At 73.5% G+C, this 19420-nt stretch carries 13 protein-coding genes; 8 read left to right on the forward strand and 5 right to left on the reverse strand.

Features of this window, described 5'->3' with window-relative positions; genetic code table 11:
* Positions 1-689 precede the first annotated feature (689 nt).
* The 3 genes from ACG83_RS32835 to ACG83_RS32845 all read left to right on the forward strand — a co-directional run bounded on the left by ACG83_RS32835 (position 690) and on the right by ACG83_RS32845 (position 6708).
* The gene (locus ACG83_RS32835) at positions 690-1538 is read left to right on the forward strand and encodes a LuxR C-terminal-related transcriptional regulator (RefSeq protein ID WP_006539916.1); all 849 of its coding nucleotides are present in this window, start codon (positions 690-692) and stop codon (positions 1536-1538) included.
* Between the two features lie 883 nt (positions 1539-2421).
* Positions 2422-5556, forward strand: a complete 3135-nt coding sequence (locus ACG83_RS32840; protein ID WP_235498341.1) for an MMPL family transporter — start codon at positions 2422-2424, stop codon at positions 5554-5556.
* Between the two features lie 267 nt (positions 5557-5823).
* Positions 5824-6708: an acyl-CoA thioesterase gene (locus ACG83_RS32845; protein WP_369812935.1), complete on the forward strand. Its 885-nt coding sequence runs from the start codon at positions 5824-5826 to the stop codon at positions 6706-6708.
* Between the two features lie 40 nt (positions 6709-6748).
* Here ACG83_RS32845 and nagA read toward each other — a convergent pair whose 3' ends face one another.
* Positions 6749-7966: an N-acetylglucosamine-6-phosphate deacetylase gene (nagA, locus tag ACG83_RS32850; RefSeq protein ID WP_054570143.1), complete on the reverse strand. Its 1218-nt coding sequence runs from the start codon at positions 7964-7966 to the stop codon at positions 6749-6751.
* A 46-nt stretch (positions 7967-8012) separates the two neighbouring features.
* Complete coding sequence (locus tag ACG83_RS32855) at positions 8013-8441, reverse strand: cold-shock protein (protein WP_054570144.1); 429 nt, start codon at positions 8439-8441, stop codon at positions 8013-8015.
* Between the two features lie 527 nt (positions 8442-8968).
* Between ACG83_RS32855 and ACG83_RS32860 the strand changes: the two genes are divergently transcribed.
* Positions 8969-9676 (forward strand): hypothetical protein, encoded by a 708-nt coding sequence (locus ACG83_RS32860; RefSeq protein ID WP_054570145.1) that lies wholly within the window; start codon positions 8969-8971, stop codon positions 9674-9676.
* A gap of 63 nt (positions 9677-9739) precedes the next feature.
* Here ACG83_RS32860 and ACG83_RS32865 read toward each other — a convergent pair whose 3' ends face one another.
* A complete protein-coding gene (locus tag ACG83_RS32865; RefSeq protein ID WP_054570146.1) occupies positions 9740-12148 on the reverse strand; it encodes a PAS domain-containing protein in 2409 nt (802 codons plus the stop codon).
* Positions 12149-12397: 249 nt separating this feature from the next.
* On the opposite strand from ACG83_RS32865, the gene ACG83_RS32870 reads away from it, so the two are divergent.
* Entirely contained in the window at positions 12398-13303 is a 906-nt protein-coding gene (locus ACG83_RS32870) for an aminotransferase class IV (RefSeq protein ID WP_083473820.1), read from the forward strand.
* 83 nt (positions 13304-13386) lie between these two features.
* Complete coding sequence (gene larC / locus ACG83_RS32875; protein WP_054570148.1) at positions 13387-14667, forward strand: nickel pincer cofactor biosynthesis protein LarC; 1281 nt, start codon at positions 13387-13389, stop codon at positions 14665-14667.
* Between the two features lie 39 nt (positions 14668-14706).
* On the opposite strand, the gene ACG83_RS32880 is transcribed toward larC, so the two are convergent.
* Complete coding sequence (locus ACG83_RS32880) at positions 14707-14928, reverse strand: hypothetical protein (protein WP_054570149.1); 222 nt, start codon at positions 14926-14928, stop codon at positions 14707-14709.
* Between the two features lie 389 nt (positions 14929-15317).
* On the opposite strand from ACG83_RS32880, the gene ACG83_RS32885 reads away from it, so the two are divergent.
* Positions 15318-16895, forward strand: a complete 1578-nt coding sequence (locus ACG83_RS32885; protein ID WP_054570150.1) for an ABC transporter substrate-binding protein — start codon at positions 15318-15320, stop codon at positions 16893-16895.
* A gap of 72 nt (positions 16896-16967) precedes the next feature.
* On the opposite strand, the gene ACG83_RS32890 is transcribed toward ACG83_RS32885, so the two are convergent.
* The gene (locus ACG83_RS32890; RefSeq protein WP_054570151.1) at positions 16968-17960 is read right to left on the reverse strand and encodes a ParA family protein; all 993 of its coding nucleotides are present in this window, start codon (positions 17958-17960) and stop codon (positions 16968-16970) included.
* A 338-nt stretch (positions 17961-18298) separates the two neighbouring features.
* Here ACG83_RS32890 and ACG83_RS32895 point away from each other — a divergent pair, with 338 nt between their 5' ends.
* On the forward strand, positions 18299-19396 hold the full coding sequence (locus ACG83_RS32895; protein ID WP_054570348.1) for a DUF2637 domain-containing protein: 1098 nt from the start codon (positions 18299-18301) through the stop codon (positions 19394-19396).
* The last annotated feature ends 24 nt before the right edge of the window (positions 19397-19420 follow it).

Raw genomic sequence — 19420 nt, forward strand, 5'->3', positions numbered from 1 at the left:
CCTCGCCCGCCTCGGCCGACGGACCGCACCGACGATCGCCCACCGGCGCCCACCCACGACCAGGGGTGACGACGACTACGTCGGCACCACCCCGGTCGCGGACACACCGAACCGGTTTTTACCCAACCGCACTGGCGCACATTCCCACACTTCGATCATCGGAAACACAACTGACGACCGCTCGACCCGCGAGAACGGCCATCGGCCGACGAGGGAGCGGATCAATATCAACGGAGGACGAACGTCCGATCATCGTCTTCCCGGTCCACCGGGAAGCCGCGGCGACCGGGCGCGGCCCGATCCGCCGAACCACCACCGGCCGGCCACCGCCTCCGGCGCCACCCCCACCCGCCGGGTCACCACGGGTCAGCGCCACCGGGCCACCCCCTACACCCGCGGCCGATCACAACCCTCACTGCCCGCGTTCGGCACCACGGTGCACAATGCGCGGATTGCCGGGACGAAGATCCCCTTGCTAGTCTCAATTCCCGGCAAGGAGATTTGTCTGCCGTAAAGGGCCACGCCGACCCGGCTGCGTGGACACCGCACGGCACGACGCCGGTTTCGCTGTCCCGCCTTGCCTTCGGTCGTCTTCAGACCGCGGAAATCGGGCGGGCCGGCGGCACCATTTGCCGTTTCGGAGTTTTGTTCGTTCTTAGTCCGCGAGACCCCCGGACGAGAGGAAGACGATGACATCGGGCACTACCGATGGCTGCTCGGTCGAGGCGATGCTGCCTCGGGCCGTCACCCGGCTGCGCGCCCGTACCGGCGCCGATCTGGCCTATGGCGGATCGGTCGACCCCCGCTCGCGCTACCTGACCATCAGCGCGCTCGACGGGAACCGCACGAACGCGTTGCGCGGAATGTCCCTGCCGCCGGGCCACGGCGTGGGCGGACGGGTGGTGGCCCTGGGCCGGCCCGTCGTGATCGACGCGGGCACCCGCCCGCGCTACACCGAGGACCAGCGCGACTGGGCTGTCCTGGGTGAGGACATCTCCTCGGTGGTCGCCGTGCCGGTGCGCGCCGGCGGCATCGTGCACGCGGTGCTGTACTGCGGGGTGCGGGCCGACAATCCGGTGCCGCCGGCCGCGGTGGAGACCGCGCTCGGTGTCGCCCGCCGGTTCGAGGCCATGCTGGCCGATCGCACGACGACCGCCCGGGCGGACGGCGCCGCGGCCACCCCGGGCGCGTCCCGGCTGCGGGTGCTGTGCCGGGTCGACTCCGAGCTGGAGGAGCTGACCTACCAGACCAGCGACCAGGCGCTGCGGGAGCGGATCATCGCGGTACGCGACCTGTTGGAGGACCTGTTCCCCGACACCGCGCCGCCGACCCGCGCCCAGCCGTTCGGGCTGTCCCCGCGTGAGCTCGACGTCCTGCGGCTCGTCGCGGAGGGCATGTCCAACGCCGAGACGGCCCGCCGGCTCGCGGTCAGCCCGGAGACGGTGAAGGCGTATCTGCGCAGCATCATGAACAAGCTCGGTGTGCACAACCGCACCGCGGCGGTGAATGTCGCGCGCCGCTCCAGCCTGCTGCCGTGAGCACCGACGCCGGACCAGCCACAGGCTTCTCCGGCGGCGCTCGCCCAAGCTTTACCGGCCGTGCCGGCCGGCACCCGCGCGGGCGGCGCAGGAAACATCCGAAAATACCGACGGGGTGCGGGCGTGGAGATCGCCCGCACCCCGTTCTGGATTCGCGTGGTCGAAAGTTCCCGTGCAGCCCGGGACCGAATGCGCGCCGTCCCGGGACGGATATCACCGCCGATGTGTCGGCCTGGGGCAGAAGGTGCGCCCGACCGGTGCCCGCCGGGGGCTGGTCGCGGCCGCGCCCGGCGCGGGCAGCGCCAGCGGGCCGGTGGACGCCGGAGAGGCACCGCCGCCGGTCTCGGCCGCCCCAGACTGCTCCTGCCCTGGTGGCGGCGGCGATCCCGCCCCGCCACGGGACGATTCGCCCCCGGAACGCCCGCCGCCGGCGGCTGGGCCCGCAGGCCCGCCGGCCCCCTCGGAACCCTCCGGACGACCCGCCGACTCGGCCGGTCCACCCCCGCGTGGCTGTGCCCCGTACTGCGGCCGGGGGCACCTCTCCCGCTGCGATGGCGATCCGCCGTTGTTGTGCCGTTCGAACTTGTCTGTCACGACGAACTCCCCCTCCTCCGGATACCCGACTGGCGTGACTCACGACGTCATCGGGGTACTGGCGCCATCGGCGTGAACATTAAAGAGGTATTCACGACTTTGGTACCCCTCTACGGGGGTATCACCCAATCTTTCGCACTTCTACGTTGAAGGCATGTCATTTCCCGTCGAAGTCACGCGGCGGTTCAGGGGCTCGACGGGGCGCCCCGACAGCCACCGGTCACCCGCCCACGCGGGAACCGTGGCCGCGTCGGCGACGGTGTCGTCGCCGCCACTGAGCCCACGCGCGATGCCACCGCCCACCAACCGCCTGCTGCCGGCACCGCCGGAAATCCGCCCGAAAGGGCCAGCCGCGCTCCCGCCGGCCCGGGCCCGGCTGGTGCGGGCGAGCGCGGTCGCTCCCGCCGACGAGCAGGCGAGCCGCGTGCCGGGACATCCCGGTGACCCCGGTAACACCGGTGGCGCGGGAAGCGCGGGCGGTATGGGTAACGCGCGCAACAGCGGAAACCGGGGAAACCCGGGAAACACCCCCAGCGCGGGCAGCGCCGGAAACGCCGGAAACGCCGGGAACTACGGCAGCTCCGGGAACTCGGGCCGGCACGGCGGCACGGGTGGTTCGCCGGGGCCGGCCAGCATCCCCGCCGGCGGTCGCGGCGGGCTGTTCGCGCTGCTGGCCCGGATCGCGATCAATCGCCCGGGCCGGGTGCTGACCATCACCGGGCTGGTCATCGCCTGCCTGCTCCCCTGGGCCGGCGGGGTCTTCGACCGGCTCGCCACCGGCGGCTTCTACGCGGCCGGCGACTCGGCCACCCGCGCCGAGGCGATGCTCGACGCCGAGTTCCCCGGCGCGCCGCCCAACGTCGCCATCATGGTCACGGCGCCGGGCACCATCGACGGGCCCACCGCACGCCGCCTCGGCGAGCACGTCACCGGGGAGCTGCGCCGCGAACCGGGTGTCAGTGGAATCGTCTCCTACTGGTCCCAGGAGCCCACCGCGGGCCTGCTGCGCTCCGAGGACGGCCGCAGCGGTCTCGTGCTCTTCCGGCTCACCGGCACCGAGGACGCCATCGCCCGGCACATCGAGGCGCTGCACGACCGGTACGCCCACGACGGCCCGGGAGTCACGGTGCGCTTCGGTGGCGCACCGGCGGTCATGCGCGACGTCACCGAGCAGAGCCGCTCCGACCTCGAACGGGCCGAGCTGGTCACCGCGCCGCTGGTGTTCGTCGTGCTGCTGTTCGCGTTCGGGGGCGTGGCCGCGGCGCTGCTGCCGATCGTCGTCGGCGGCACCGCGGTCGTCGCGAGTCTCGCGCTGCTGCGCCTGCTCTCCGAGATCACGCACATCTCGGTGTTCTCGCTCAACCTGACGACGGCGCTCGGCTTCGCCCTCGCCGTGGACTACTGCCTCTTCCTGCTGCGCCGGTTCCGGGAGGAACGGGCCGGCGGTGCGCCGGCTCCCGTCGCGCTGCGCACCAGCCTGCGCACCGCGGGCCGCACGGTGCTGTTCTCCGGCCTGACGGTCGCGCTGTCGCTGACCGGTGCGCTGCTGTTCCCGCTGCCCTACCTGCGTTCCTACGCCTACGCGGGTATCGCGGTGGTGATCACCTCGGAGCTGGCGGCGCTGCTGGTGCTGCCGGCGGCGATCATGCTCCTGGGCGAACGGGTCGAGCGTGGCCGCCGGTGGTCACCACGCCGGCGCCCGGCACGCCCGCGCACGTCGCACCAGCGCACAGCGGACCAGCGCACAGCGGACCAGCGGACGTCAGGAAAGCAGCCGGCGGGCCGGCGGCCGGCGTGGCGGCGCGAGCCGGGAGCGGCGTGGATGGGCCTGGCACGGCGGGTGATGGCCCATCCGGTGCTGTTCGGCGGGGCCGCGGTCGCGCTGATGGTGCTGCTGGCGCTGCCGCTGGGCAACCTGCGCGTCGCCCTCGCCGACGACACCGTGCTGCCGACCACCGCGGACTCGCATCTGGTGAACGACGCCATGCGCGACGACTTCACCGTCTGCCTGCCCTGCCAGATCCCCGTCGTGGTACCCGGGGTGGACGCCCGGGAGCCCGCGGTGGTCGCCGAGCTCGGCGGGTACGCCGCCCGGCTGTCGCGGGTGCCCGGAATGGCACGGGTGGACACCGTGGCCGGCAGCTACACCGACGGCGCGCTCGTCGCCGCCGTGTCCGCCGAGGCCGGCCAGCAGTTCGTCGGGACCCACGGCGGCGCCTGGCTGTCGCTGTGGCCGACCGAGCCCGACCCGATCTCGAGCGCGACCCAGCGCACGGTGAACCTGGTGCGCGACATCCCCACCCCGTACCCGGTCGAGATCGGCGGGCTGGCGCCGCATCTGGTGGAGACCCGTGACACCGTCCTGCGCGGCCTGCCGGGGGCGATCGCCGTCGTGGTGACCGCCACGTTCGTCCTGCTGTTCCTGTTCACCGGCAGCATCCTGCTGCCGCTCAAGGCGCTGGTGCTCAACGCGCTCAACCTGGCCGCGGTGATGGGCGTGATGGTGTTCGTCTTCCAGAACGGGCACCTGCAGAACCTGGTCGGGCACTTCCAGGTCTCCGGGACGGTCGAGCTGACCAGCCCGGTGCTGATGTTCTGCATCGCCTTCGGCCTCAGCATGGACTACGAGATCTTCCTGCTCGCCCGCATCCGGGAGGAGCACCTGCGCGGGTCCGGCAACCGCCGTGCCGTCGCTCGCGGGCTCGCCGCGACCGGCCCGCTGCTGACCTGCGCCGCGCTCGCCCTGATCGTGGTCATGGTCGGGGTGGCGACGTCCGGCATCAGCCTCATCAAGATGATCGGGGTCGGACTGGCGCTGGCCGTGCTGCTCGACGTCACCGTGGTCCGCGCCGTGCTGGTGCCCGCGTTCATGGCCCTGGCGGGCCGCTACAACTGGTGGGCGCCCGGGCCGCTGCGCGCGGTGCACGAACGCCTCGGCCTGCGCGAGGCCGGCGGGGAGGCGGCGGGCGAGCCCGCGGACGCGCTGGCCGTCCCCCGCGGGGTCTTCCCGGCCGTGCTTCCGGTGACGTCGGGACGGCTGGGGGTTCCCGTGCGGCCCGACGCGACGCCGGTGCGGCCCGACCTCGGACCGCCCCGGACAACCCCGGCCGGCCCCCGCACCGGTGCGCCGAAGGCCCTCTTCTCCGCCAGCACCTACGGCCGCGCGGAGGACGGGCTGTTCGATCCGGACGGCTACGGGCCCCCCGCCACCACCACGCCTGCCTCAACCCCGCCGCCGGCGTCAGCGGGTCCGCACCCGGACCCCGACGGCGCCCACGACCCGGCCGACACCGTGGACGGATCCGCCGGTCATCATCTGCCCACTCTCGGCGAACGACAGCCCGTCGACGGCGGCTGGTCACCGGACGCCTGGTTCTCCCCGCACGGCGACACCCGCCGCGACGACCCCCACCGGGACGGCTGACGCAACACCGCCGGGACGGCTGACGGGACGCTGGCGGGACGGCTGACGCAACACCGCCGGACGGCTGGCGGGACGGCTGGCGAAAGGTGTGCTGGGGCACACCACGGGGTGCCGGGCCGAGCAATGCAGTATCCCGGATCTGCGGCGGGCACAGCGCCGCGATCAGGGCAGTCCCGCCGCGCCGGGGCCCGGCGGGACCGGGAGCGCGGGCGGGCACGGGTCCGGGTCGGGGCGACCCGGACCCGCGGCGGAGGGCGAGGGCGGAGCATGCGACCAACAGCCGACAGCAGGTCGGTCAGCGATTTCAGACCGGCAAGCGACATCAGGCCGGTGAGCGTCGATCCGGCCGGGTCCACGCTCCTGGGTCTGCTGGACCTGGAGGAGATCGACCGCGACCTGTTCCGGGTCCGGCAGGTGTTCGACGACCGCTACGCCCTCTACGGCGGCCAGGTCGCGGCCCAGGCGCTGCTCGCCGCCGGGCGCACCGTCGCCGAGGGCCGGGTGCCGCACTCGCTGCACGGCTACTACCTGCGCCTGGGCGACGCGTCCCGACCGACCGTGTTCCGGGTCGACCGCGACCGCGACGGCCGGTCGTTCTCCGCCCGCCGGGTCGTCGCCGTACAGGGCGGCAAGGTGATCTTCAACATGTCGGCGTCGTTCCAGGTACCGGAGCCGGGGGTGGACCTCACCAGCGATCCGATGCCACCGCTGGCGGCCCCCGAGGGCCTCGACGAGTTCGTTCTCGCGCGCCCGATCTCCTTCGAGGCGCGCGCCGAGCCGCTCGCGGCCGGCACGGACTTCCCGATCCGGCTGTGGGCCCGGTGCACCGACCCGCTGCCCGACGACCCGCTGGTCCACGCGGTCGTCCTGACCTACCTGTCGGACGGGCTCGCGGGCCTCGCGCCGTACCACACCGCGCAGGCCCGGTCAGGTTCCAGCCTGGACCACGCCGTCTGGTTCCACCGGCACATCCGCCTGGACGAATGGGTGCTGATGGATCATGTTCCGCGCACCGTCGCGGGCGGCCGGGGCTGGTACACCGGCACCATCCACGCCCGCGACGGCCGCCTCGGCGCGAGCCTGGTCCAGGAGGCGCTGTTCCGCCCACCGCTGGATCACCCACGCCGCCTCCCCGGCGAGAACGAGGCCTGACGGGCGTCTCACGGCACCGGACGTCACCCGGCAGCGGACGTCACCCGGTGCCGGGCGGCCCGGCACCGGCCCACCGCCCGCCCGCCAGGACGCCGGTGACGGCCAGGTCGGCGTCGAGCACCACCAGGTCGGCTGCCAGACCGGGCTCGATCGCCCCGCAGCTGCCCCGCAGGCCCAGGACCCGGGCCGGGGTGGTCGCCGCGGCGGCGACGGCGGTCTCGATCGGCAGACCGGCCCGGACGGCACGGCGCACCGCGGCGTCCATCGTCAGGGTGCTCCCCGCGAGCGCGCCGTCGGCGGCCAGCCGGGCCTCGCCGCCGCGGACCCGGACCGGCTGGCCGCCGAGCCGGTAGTCCCCGTCGCCCACCCCGGCCGCGTCGACCGCGTCGGTGACCAGCACGAGCCGGTCCGGCTGGGCGGCGACGAACCGCAGCAGCGCCGGGTGCACGTGCACACCGTCGTTGATGAGCTCGCAGACGACCCCGGCGTCGAGCGCCGCGCCGGCGGCCCCGGGCTCGCGGTGATGCAGCGGACGCATGCCGTTGAACAGGTGCGTCGTGAGCGTCATACCGGCCGCGAAGGCATCGGTGGCCTGGTCGTAGGTCGCGTCGGTGTGGCCGACCGCGGCGATCACGCCGTCGGCGAGCGCGGCGGCGACGACGTCACCGGCGCCGGGCAGCTCGGGGGCGACGGTGACAACCTGCAGCGTTCCGGCCGCCGCGGCGGCCAGCTCCGCGTACACCCCCCGGTCGGGCCGGCGCAGGTGCTCGGCCGGCTGGGCGCCGCGGCGGGCCGCGGCGAGGAACGGGCCCTCCAGATGCGCGCCCACGACATGGCCACCCGGGCCGGGTCCCGCCGCGGCGAGGGCGGCGATCCAGCCGAGCTGCTCGGCGAGGCGCGCCACCGGCGCCGTCACGAGGGAGACCAGCGTGCGGGTCGTCCCGTGGGCGCGGTGGAAGGCTACCGCTGCCGCCAGGTCCGCCGGGGAGGCGGTGACGTCGTGGCCGCCGCCCCCGTGCACGTGCAGGTCGATGAAGCCGGGTACGAGCCATGCCCCGCCCAGGTCGACGACCTCGGTGGGCACGGCCGCCGCGGCCGCGACCTCGGCGTGCACCTCGACCCGCCCCCGCCCGACACCGGCGATCAGGCCGCCGCGGACCCGCACCCAGCCGGGGTCGAGGATCCCGGCCGGGGTGATCACCCGGGCGCCGGTCAGCACGGTCACCGCCTGCTCACCGGCCGAAAGTCCGGACGCCATGCCTGTCGAGGGCCCTGGTTCCCCGCCTGCCCGGTGCGCGGCCGGGCTAGTTCTCGACCCAGCCGTACTTGCGCGCGAAGCTGGCGAGCTGGCGACGCACGTGCAGGATCTGCGTGCCGGTCAGCGGCGGCTCGGTCTGCAGCAGCACCTCGGTGACCTCCTGCGTGAACTCCTCCACCGGCAGGACGTCACACAGCCCGTCGCCGCCGTCGTCCGCCCTCGCGGACACCGGCCCCGGACCCGCCACCGGCGACGGCCCGACGGGGGCCGAGCCCCGCACGATCCGGGCCGACGACGCCTTGCGCCCCCGGTCGCTGTCCTCGACGTCGAACTCCATCAACACGCCCGGCACCACCAGGCTCTTCTCGACGAGGAGGTCGTTCGCGTGCAGGAAGACGTCCTCGCCGCCGTCACTCGGCGCGATGAACCCATAGCCACGGACATGATCGAAACGAAGAACTTTACCCGTGCTCACAACTCACCCACAACCCCTGAGGAACCCAAGATCCGACCCGCTGCCGAGCGGGCCCGTCCGTCACCGCGGGAGGGGACCGTGGCAGTCGCCCGACATCTTAGGCAAGCCGCGGCGGCATGGCCGGGTTTCGGTCGTCTCCGCTCACGGACGGGCGACATCGCGGGCCGCCCTGGTCCGGTTCTCGTGCGGTCCTGGCGCCGTCCCGGCCATCCGCGCCGGATAATTCAGGTCACCCCTGGGCTACCCTTCGACCCCCGACGGCGGCAGATGTACCTGTCCCATAGGGACTTTCGACGTTCCTCCGGGGACGAACGGTGTGGGCCTGGCAGGTTGTTCCGCGACCAGACTCGTGAAGTACCCCGTTACGTCGCAAATGACGCATTCCGGCACCCGACCGGACCGTCGAGACGACCACCCGGGGAACACCGATCGAGGTCTGCGTCAGCCCCTCCCTGGCCGACGCATCAGTCCGCCAGAACCAGCCAGACCGTCAGAGCCAGACAGCCAGACCTCCGGAGGACGACACGGTGACCGACAACGGCCCGACCGGCACGACTCCGCTGCATCTACAGGGCCGCGAGGCGGTCCTCGCCGCCGCGACGGCGGCGGCGGACACGCAATGGCGCCACGGCGCCCCGCCGGACTACCACTTCTCCCGCGAGGTGATGCCCGGCGAACGGACCACCCGGCACGAGCCGGGCTCGCTCGCCGACATCGTCGAGAACCTCGTGCAGGTCTTCGAGATGGAGCTGTCCCACAAGGCCGACCCGGCTCAGTGGGTCAGCATGGTCGTCGACCGGATCAAGGTGAGCCTCAACGGCGGCGCGCCCGCGGGCAGCGCCGAGCTCGCCGAGCGCGGCAGCTACAACATCCTGATCGGGGAGAATCCCTACTACAAGGCGAGCGAGGAGACGTTCGAGTCCTCGCACGAGGTCTTCCACACGGCCTTCCCGGGCGGTTTCTTCTGGGAGGTCCTCGAGGTGTACTCGCCGCCGCCCGTCATCTCCTTCAAATGGCGGCACTGGGGCAGCTTCACCGGCCCCTACAAGGGCAACGCCCCCACCGGCGAGCGGATCGAGCTGTTCGGCGTCACCGTCGCCCGGGTCTCCGAGGACCTGAAGCTGATGGAAACCGAACATTTCTACGACAACAGCCTCTTCCTCGGGCAGCTTGTCGGCACCGGTGCGACCGGGTCGGATGAGCCGGGCAGCCCCGGCTGCCCGGCCGGCGCCTGACCGCGGGCCCCCAGGCACCGGGAAGGTGGGGGCAGGCCCGGATCCGGGCCTGCCCCCTTCGTCTCAGGCGCCGACCGGCGTCGGCTGAAGCCTGAAGATCGTGCGCCGGATGTCCTCGATGCTCGAATCAAGACCGTTGATGGCCGCGTTGAGCCGCGCGGCCGTCACGTCACCGACGGCCCGGGTGAGCGACTGCAGGTGCAGCCCGATGGCGAAAAGCCGCTGGATGACGAGGTCATGCAGGTCACGGGCGATGCGCTCACGGTCCTCGAACACCGCGAACCGGGCCCGCTCGCGCTGCGCCTCGGCCAGCTGGATCGCCATCGCGGCGTCGTTCGCGAAGACCCCCACGAGCTCCGGGTCGTCGGCGGCGAACGGAACGCCGTCCGGAGCGTTGCCCAGCACCAGCGCACCCAGCTGCTCGCCGGCGGCGGTCAGCGGGACGACCAGCGCGTCGCGCAGCCGCGGTCCCGGCGGAATCGGCGGGACCGGCACCGCCACCAGCAGGTCGCCCGCCCCGTCCACCCCGCCGTGGACCGATCCGGCGTCCCGCTCGCTCCCCGGCTCCAACGACGGATCCGACGAAGCCGCCAGATCCGACGAAGCCGCCACCGCCTCCGCGAGCGGCGCCAGGGCGATCGGGCCACTCCAGGCATCGGAATCGTCCAGGCCGTCGACGAGGACCGGACGACCGGCGAGGAACTCGGACCGGCTCTCGGCCGCCTCCAGCGCCAGCGCGAGGCTGTGCAGGGTCTCCGGGTCGGAATGCCGGTGGCCGGCGGAGTCCACCTCGGTGGCGACCAGGTTGCCGGCCTCGTCGGGCAGCGCGACCGCACCGACGTCCGCGGAGGTGACCGCCCGCGCCAGCGACGCCAGCAACATGCGCGCCTGCTGCGACTGGCTGGCCACCATCGCACCGGCGGTGATCTCGGCGCTGGCCGCGAGCCACGCCCGGCCCCGCTGCGCCGCCTCGTACCGTGCCCGGGCGCGGCGCTCGGACCGTTCCCGGTCGATGGCCGCGCCGAGGGTGTTCGCGACGGCCTGGACGAAGCGCGCCTCGTCGCCGGTGAACCGGCGCGGCAGCAGGCTGGCCACGGCGAGCACCCCGTACGGGGAACCGGCGCTGCCCACCCGGGACGCCAGCGCGGCCTGCGCGCCGCCCGCGTCCGACCAGCCGCTGCGCAGGTGCGGGCAGGCGTCCAGGTTGTTCGCCACCACCGGCTCGTCGACGTCGAACGCGAGATGGACCAGCGACCGCGCCTCGATCGCGAGCGGCCCGGTGAGATAGATCGGGCCGACACCGAGCGCCGTGGGTGCCGTCGGCGCCGCCGGGTCGGTCAGCGCCGCGGTGGCCGCCGCCGGGTCGGTCAGGAACACCCCGGGGTCGGTGGGCGCCGCGTCCCGCCGGCCGGCCGGATCCCGGTCCGGCCCCGGTCCGGGCCCCCCGTCCAGCTCGCCGTCCAGCTCGTGGTCCAGCTCACGGCCGTCCACGTCCCGCTGGATCACCTCGCAGACGGCCACCTCGAGTGCCCCGGCGACCAGCTCGACCGCCTCCGTCAGCAGGGTCGGCAGGTCGACACCGGCCAGTGCCCGCTGGCCGAGCCGGGCGAGCCCGGCCTGCTGCCGCTCGGCGCGGCGCAGGTCGGTGATGTCGGACAGCACCAGCGCCGCCAGCTCCTCGCCGCCCTGCTGGAACGGAATGACGGTCGCCCGCACGGAGCGGGCCGACCCGCCCTCGACGTCGAGCTCCAGATCTCCGAGCTGGCTGCGGCCCGTCCGCAGCGCGACCGGGACCAGGCCCCACTCACCGCCGAGGGAGCGCGAGCGCCAGTCGGCCGGCCGGACCCGCTCGACGAGCCGATCCAGCGGCTCACCGACCCGCAGCGCGGCGCCGACCATCCGGTCGACGGCGCTCGAGGAGCGGCGCACCCGCAGCTCACGGTCGTAGACGGCGACACCGGTCGGCAGGTCCTCGAAGGCGCTCCCGGTGCCGACCGACTCCAGCAGGGCGGACTGCTCGCCGACGACCTGGGCGTGCGAGCGCGACCCGGAGACGTCGACGATCGTCCCCGAGTTGCCGACGACCTCCCCGGCGGGCCCGCGCAGCACGCTGGCGCGGATCTGGACCCGCAGGTAGCCACCGTGACGGGTCCGGCAGCGCGCCTCGTGCACACACTGGTCCGTGCCGGCCCGGGCCATGTCGGCGAACACCGTCGCCGCGTACTCCACCTCGTCGGGGTGGACGTAGTCGAGGAAGCGGGCGCCCAGGCTCGGGCCGACCTCGTAGCCGGTCAGCGTCGTCCAGGCCCGGTTCAGGTAGGTCCAGCGTCCGTCCGTGTCGGTCCGGAACACGACCTCGCTCAGGGTGTCCAGCAGGCTGACCGCGGAGGTCTCCGCGGTTGCCGCCCGGCCCAGCCCGCCGCGCGACCAGGGCCGGCCCGCCGCCTCCACGTGCCTCGTCTCGGACGTCACCGAAGACCCCCATTCGTTCACGGCCCGCAGTCGTCGCCCGCGCCCGGCCAGGGTGACGGGAGATCTTCGTCGCGACGACACCGTACGCGCTACCGGAATTCGCCGCTGGCGGAACAACATCCTCCCCCGCGAACATCACGGGCCCACCGGCGGGGGCGGACGAATCGGGCCTTCACCTGTGTCGGCCCGGCCGGACCGGCCGCCCGGAAACGGTCACCATGACGCGGATGCGGCACTACGGTGGACGCCGTGGAGACGCCGTCGCCGCACGTCGAGGTCGACGCCCGCCCGGCCGGCCCGGCCGATCTGCGCCGGCTGGCGCTGACCAACGACGGGCATGTCACGACCATGCAGGTCCGGGCCGGCCGGGTCCGCGGGCTCGCGCTGCACCTGCGCCGCCTGGACCAGGCGAACCAGGAGCTCTACGGAACCGGCCTGGACCCGGACCTGCTGCGCGACCGGATCCGACACGCCCTCGCCACGACACCGACGCCGGCACCGACACCGGCAACACCGGCGAACGCTGCGACTGCGACGCAGGGTCCGGAGCGCCGCGGTGACGCGACCGTACGGGTGGTGGTCTTTCCGGGCGCGAACGGGGCGGTCCATGTCCTGGTCTCCGTCGGCGCACCGGCGGAACCGGCCGTCACCCCGCTGCGGCTGAGCTCGCTGTGCGCTCCGCGGCCGTTCCCACACCTCAAGCATGTCGGGACCTTCGGGCAGCTGCACAGCGCCCGGCTCGCCCGCCGCCGCGGGTTCGACGACGCGCTGCTCGTCACCGCGGACGGGCTGGTGTGCGAGACCACCGTCGCCAACATCGGCTTCCTGACGACCGGCGACCGGACCGGCGACGCGGCAGGCGGGGCGGCTGGCGGCGCGGCTGGCGAGAACGTGGCCGGGCCGGCCACGGTGATCTGGCCGCAGGCCCCGATGCTGACCGGCGTCACGATGACGCTGCTCGACGAGCGGCTGCCGGGCTCCCGGCGGGAACCGGTGCCGCTGGCGGGCCTCGGCCGGTTCCAGGCCGCCTTCGTGGCGAACGGGCGCGGCCTCGCGCCGGTGGGGCGGATCGACACGACGACGTTCCCGGCCGCGCCGGCGGCCGTCGCCGCCCTGGCCCAGGTGTACGCCGCGGTGCCCTGGGACGAGATCTGACCGACGCCGGAGCCGGACCTGACCGGGACCTGCTCGGGTGGGTGGATCGCCGGCCGCCGGCCGCGGCCGGCGATGATGGGGCCATGGCGGGCGAGACGATCTCTGCGGACAATGTCGGCTGGCTCGACGCGACCGGCGGCATCAGCGGGGACATGCTCCTCGGCGCCTGTGTGGACGCCGGGGCTCCCCTGGACGCCCTGCGCGCCGCCGTGGCCGCGCTGGGCCTGGCCGACGACGTGGAGCTGGCGGCGCGGACCGTCACCCGCCGCGGGCTGCGGGCGACCCAGGTGCTGGTGCGCTGCGCGCCGAACCAGCCGGCCCGGGGGCTGCGCGACATTCTGGGGCTGCTGGAGTCGTCCACGCTCGCCCCGGTGGTTCGCGGGCGTGCCGCGGATGTGTTCCGCACCCTCGGTGCCGCCGAGGCGGCGGTGCACGGCCGCCCGATCGAACAGGTCCACTTCCACGAGGTCGGTGCGCTCGACAGCATCGCCGACGTCGTCTGTGCCATCGTCGGGCTGCACGCGCTGGGCGTCGGGCGGCTGGTGTGCAGCCCGATCTCGCTGGGGGGCGGGCGGGTCCACGCCGCGCACGGGGCGATCCCGCTGCCGGGGCCGGCCGTGCTGGAGCTGCTGCGGGCGAGCGGGGCACCCGGGGCGGGCGGCCCGGTCGACGTGGAGCTCGCGACACCGACCGGCGTCGCGCTCGCCGTCACCCTCGCGGAGAGCTTCGGCGCCATGCCACTGATGCGCACGACCGCGGTCGGGCTCGGCGCGGGCGGGCGGGATCTCACCGAGCACCCGAACGTGACCCGCCTCGTCGTCGGTGAGGAGAACCTGGCCGGTGCGGCGGTGGCACACGGTGCCCGGCACGGCGAGAACGTCGTGCTGGAGGCGAACGTCGACGATCTGGATCCACGGCTGTGGCCGTCGACACTGGCGGCGCTGCTCGCGGGTGGCGCGCTCGACGCCTGGCTCACGCCGATCCTGATGAAGAAGGGCCGGCCGGCGCACACCGTCTGCGCGCTGTGCGCCCCCGCCGACACCGACCGTGTGCGTGACGTGCTGTTCCGCCACACGTCATCGATCGGGGTCCGCGAGTACGTCGTCACGAAGACGGCGCTGGCCCGCCGGGAGCTGCGGGTGCCCGTCGCGGGTGGGCAGGTCCGGGTGAAGGTCGCCTCGTCGCGCGGCGAGGTCGTCAACGCCTCCGTCGAGCACGAGGACGTGCTCGCGGTCGCCGCCGCCCGGGGTCTGGCGCCGAAGGTCGTGCTGGAGCTGGCGCGGGCCGCGGCGGCGGAGCACCTGGGTACACCGGCGGCACCGGGCACACCGACAGCGCAGCCGGACCAGCCTGAGCACACCTGAGGCCGCGCGCCGGAGGCGGGCTGGGCGCGGCCCGAGCCGTCAGAGGTGCGACATGCCCTCGAACGGACTCGCGATGCGTTTCTGGCTTGACCCGAAATCCACCAGGACGGCATGGGGGCCCTCGACCCGGGTGACCCGGCCAAGCCCGAAGGCGTCGTGGACGACCCGGTCGCCCTCGACGAACTCGGGGGTCGGCACGATGACGGGCGCCTTGAAGGGGCTGGTCGGCAGGTGACGTCTGGGAACCGATGACTGGCTCATCGCCGTCAGTATGCAACGTGGTGGCTCCGGGCCCACGCAGGGGCCCACCGTGGCGCCCGCGGCCGCGACGGTGCCGACCCGTCCGGTGGCTGCGCGCCGACCGCGCACCGGCCCGGTAATCGGGCGAAAACGCCAGCTCGGAGTTGCGCAAACCGTGAACAACGCCGCGAGAAGCTCGCTATCTTCTCGTGAAAGACAGCTGTCTCATCATGCGAGAACGTGCCTACCGGCACCGCTCCGCGGGCCGGCCGACGCCGGTACGTCGACCGACGGCAGCGGGAGCTCGACCAGATGGCAGCGCGCCGGCCCGGGCGCCCGCCAGCGCCAGCTCGGACGCGGGCGCACGCCCGGACCCGCGGGCTGCCGCGACACCGACGAGGGGACGACTCATGGCTCGGCGAGCACGATTACTGACCACCGCCATCGCCTGTTGCGCGGCGCTCACCCTGGGTGCCGCCTGTGGCGGTGGCGACGACACCGGTGCGGGTCCGACGGCCAGCGGGCCCACCGGTGCGCCGGTGCAGGGCGGCACGGCGCAGGTCCTGCAGATCCGGGAGCCGAGCTCGATGGACCCGGTGACCATGACGAACGCCTGGCAGATCAGCGGGTTCGTCGGCAACGCCCTGTACGGCACCCTGATGGTCAACGACGAGAAGACCGACGAGCTCAGCTACACGATGGCCGAGTCGTTCGACACCACCGACAAGGGTGCCACGTTCACCCTGAAGCTGCGGCCCGGCCTGCTCTTCTCCGACGGCACCCCGCTCGACGCCGAGGCCGTCAAGGTCAACTGGGATCGCCACCGCGACCCGGCCAACGCCTCGCCGTACCTGTCCGAGGCCTCCCTGGTCGCCGCCACCGAGGTCGTGGACGCCACCACCCTCACGGTGCGGATGAAGGCGCCGACGCCGAGCTTCCCGCGGGCGATGCTCACGACGTCCATGAACTGGATCGCCTCGCCCGCCGCGCTGGCGAAGGGCAGGGACTCCTTCGACCGCAACCCCGTCGGGGCCGGTCCGTACACGCTGAGGAGCTGGACCCGCCAGGACCGCATCGAGCTCACCCGCAACACCCGCTACCACGACGCGCCGCGGCCCTACCTCGACGCCATCACCGTCCGCACCTCGAACGACGCGAGCCAGCGCTACAACACCCTCGTCAGCGGCGGGGCCGACGTGGTCATCGAGACGAACGCGGACAGCCTCGACAGGGCCGCCGACGCGGGCTACACCACCGATGTCACCCCGCTCAACGGCGGGCTGTTCCTGGCGATGAACATGCGCAGGGCGCCGTTCGACGACCTGCGCGCCCGGCAGGCGATCGCCGCCGCGATCGACATGGACACCCTCAACCTCGCCGTCTACAACGGCGCCGGGAAAACCGTCGACACCCTCTTCTCCGACTCCTCCCCCCTCTACGTCGACGAGCCGTTGCGCAGGACCGACAAGGCCACCGCGCAGCGGCTGTTCGACGAGCTGGCCGCCGAGGGAAAACCGGTCGAGTTCACCTTCACCGCCTACACCACGTCCGAGATGAAGGACACCGCGGAGAACATCCAGGCGCAGCTCAGCGCCTACAAGAACGTCAAGGTCGACATCCGCGTGGTCGACTTCCCGGAGGCCACCAAGATGGGCATGGCCGGCGACTTCGACATGCTCGTGTGGTCGTCGAGCTTCGTCGACCCGGACCCGCGGGTGTGGACCGCGTTCCGCAGCGACTCCCGCGGCAACTTCCCCGGCGTCGACGACCCACAGCTCGACGAGGCGCTCGCGACCGGCCGCACCGCCACCGACACGGCCACCCGCAAGGCCGCCTACGAGACGTTCCAGCAGCGGCTGACCGCGCTCGTGCCGGGTGTGTTCACCGTCCGGGCGAACCCGGGCCTGATGGCGGCCAAGGACGTCGGCGGCGTCACCCAGTACGGTCTCGGCTCGCTGCTGCCCGACCAGCTGTGGATCAGGAAGTAACCGAGGTAACCGCCCCACCCGACCACGCCACGGCCGGTGGGACGCGCACGCGTCCCACCGCGCCGGGTCCGGTCACCGCTTCCAGTCGGACGTGACGGGCACGGCGTCGTCGCACACCCGGGCGGCGCCGCGGCCGGCCGCACCCATCCGCAGCAGGAACTCCTCGACCAGGTCGAGCAGCTCGCGGGCCAGCTCCGGGGTGAGATCCGGGGAGAGCACCGCCGGCAGCGGAGTGCCCGCCACACCGGCGAACCCACGGTTGTTCACCCGCAGCATCGACGAGAAGATCGGGATCCCCAGCCCCTCGGCCCGCTCGATGTGCGGGCGCAGAAAGCTCGTCGGTGAGCCCCGGTAGTACTGCACCATCGTCAGGACGACGCCCAGCAGCCGCGGCTCGAGCGGCTTCACCGCCTGGTGGATGCCGGACTGCAGCTCCGCGACCCGGTTGTACTCCCAGACGAAGCGCCCCAGCCGCGCCATCAGGTGCTCGACCCCCACCGTCGACTGGTTGTCCGGCCGTGACGGGATGAGCAGGTAGTCGCAGGCGGCCACCGCGGCCCGGGTGATGACCCCGAAATGCGACGGGCAGTCGATGAGGACGAGGTCGTAGTCCGTCGGGGACAGCGCGGCGAGCCCCGCCGCGAGCTGCTGGTACACCTCGAAGTAGTAGCGGGTGGACCGGTGCGCCTGCGCCCCGCCGAGATGGCCGACGAGCGCCATCTCGATGTCGCCGAGCGCGAGATGGGAGGCGAGCAGGTCCAGGGTGCCCCCGCCCTCGGCCACCACCGCCTGGGCGACGGGGGGGCTCGTGACGTACCCGGCCAGCGGCGGCGGCGGTGTGCCCGGCCGCCAGGACTCGAACCAGGCCTTCACCGTCCTGCGCTGGTCGGCGAGATCCCGGCGCCACTGCTCGGCGCCGTAGAAGTTGAAGGTCAGGTTCGTCTGCGGGTCGAGGTCGACGAGCAGGACGCGCCGGCCGAGGCGCGCTATGGCCGCTCCGAGGTTCGCGGTCAACGTGGTCTTGCCGACACCGCCCTTGTAGCTGGCGATCGTCACGACCTTCACGGCATCCTCGCTCCCCGGTCGCGCGCCGGCCTCGCGGAGGACGGGCACCCTACGCCCTCCGGACATCCCGTGCACCCTTATGCCCCGTAGACAAGAAGACTACGGCCGAATCAGGATTCATCCCGTATTTGGGCACTGGACGCTCTTCGCGTCGCGCACCGCTCCCCCCGCCACACCCTCGCAACACCGCCGCAACACCCCCGGGCGGCCGCGGCTGGCACGAGAGTGTCGAGCGAACGGACCCGGATTTCGCAAAATCCACACTTCATGCCATGGTTTGCCCAAAGTTGTTCCCGGCACGGACGATCCAGACCGCCGGGACCGGGCCCGGAGACTGGGTGAGCGGTGTGGTGGACGAACAGGCGACGACGGGACCTCCGCGGGCGGGCGCGCGGTCCGAACGGGCGATCCGGATCACGACGGTCATCGCGGTGGCCACGGTCGCCACGGTCGCGGCCTTCGTCTCCTACCGGCACATGCGCGGTGTCGCCCTGCAGTACGGCGAGGACCCCATGACGGCGACCGTCCTGCCGTTCAGCGTGGACGGACTGATCGTGGCGGCGTCCATGGCCATGCTCGGCGACCGGCGCGCGGGGCGGCGCCGGTCCTGGCTGTCGGGAGGCCTGCTGGCCGCCGGAGCCTGTGCCTCCCTGGCCGCGAACGTGCTGCACGCGGACCCCACCATCAGCGCCCGCGTCATCGCCGGCTGGCCGCCGCTGGCTCTGCTCGGCTCGTACGAGCTGCTCATGCGCCAGATCCATCCCGACCGGCGGCTCGCGGCCCCGCCTGCCCAGGCACCGGCAGACCCGACAGCGACGCCCGCCCTCTCCGCGGCACCACCTGAGGCCACGGGCCCCCGACCCGCGCAACCGCCGGCACCGGCACCGGCACCGGCGACGCCACCGATGCCGGTGCCGGTGGCGACGCCGGCCACGCCACCGGCGACCTCGACAGCAGACGCCGGGACGTCGAACTCGTCCGCCGGTCCGGACGGTCCGGCGGAAAGTGACCAGCCCACCGCGGCCGGTCCCTCCGCCAGCACCGGCCAGCTCAGGTCCACGGCGGCCGCCGTACGCCAGCCAGCACCCGGCAGGCTCGGCGCCCGGACCGGACCAGCGCCGCTGACCGGCCTCGACGCGACGGACCCGTCGGTGAAGCGCGCGGCGATCATCCGCGCCCTCGACGAGTCCGGCGGCTCGGCCACGGCCGCCGTGGCCCTGCTCGCGCGATGGGGCGTCACCGTCAGCAAGAGCTGGGTCTACCAGGTCCGCAAGGAGACCCGCTACGCCGGTCTGGCCACCGGCCCGCTGCCTGTCGCCGTCCCCACGCCCCGCGCCGCGGACCCGGGCGCCAGCACCGGCGCCGGCTCCGGATCGTCAGGACGGCGCCGCGGCATGGCCACCCCCGGCCCCTCCCTGACGCTCCCGATCCGCTGACAGCACAGCTCACCCGGCACCGCG

This window comes from Frankia sp. R43, assembly GCF_001306465.1.
GTDB lineage: Bacteria > Actinomycetota > Actinomycetes > Frankiales > Frankiaceae > Parafrankia > Parafrankia irregularis.

Bases quoted from the DNA above. Each gene is read 5' to 3' on its own strand.
- ACG83_RS32835 (WP_006539916.1), top strand. From the start codon at position 690: ATGACATCGGGCACTACCGATGGCTGCTCGGTCGAGGCGATGCTGCCT.
- ACG83_RS32840 (WP_235498341.1), top strand. From the start codon at position 2,422: ATGCCACCGCCCACCAACCGCCTGCTGCCGGCACCGCCGGAAATCCGC.
- ACG83_RS32845 (WP_369812935.1), top strand. From the start codon at position 5,824: ATGCGACCAACAGCCGACAGCAGGTCGGTCAGCGATTTCAGACCGGCA.
- nagA (WP_054570143.1), bottom strand. From the start codon at position 7,966: ATGGCGTCCGGACTTTCGGCCGGTGAGCAGGCGGTGACCGTGCTGACC.
- larC (WP_054570148.1), top strand. From the start codon at position 13,387: ATGGCGGGCGAGACGATCTCTGCGGACAATGTCGGCTGGCTCGACGCG.
- ACG83_RS32880 (WP_054570149.1), bottom strand. From the start codon at position 14,928: ATGAGCCAGTCATCGGTTCCCAGACGTCACCTGCCGACCAGCCCCTTC.
- ACG83_RS32885 (WP_054570150.1), top strand. From the start codon at position 15,318: ATGGCTCGGCGAGCACGATTACTGACCACCGCCATCGCCTGTTGCGCG.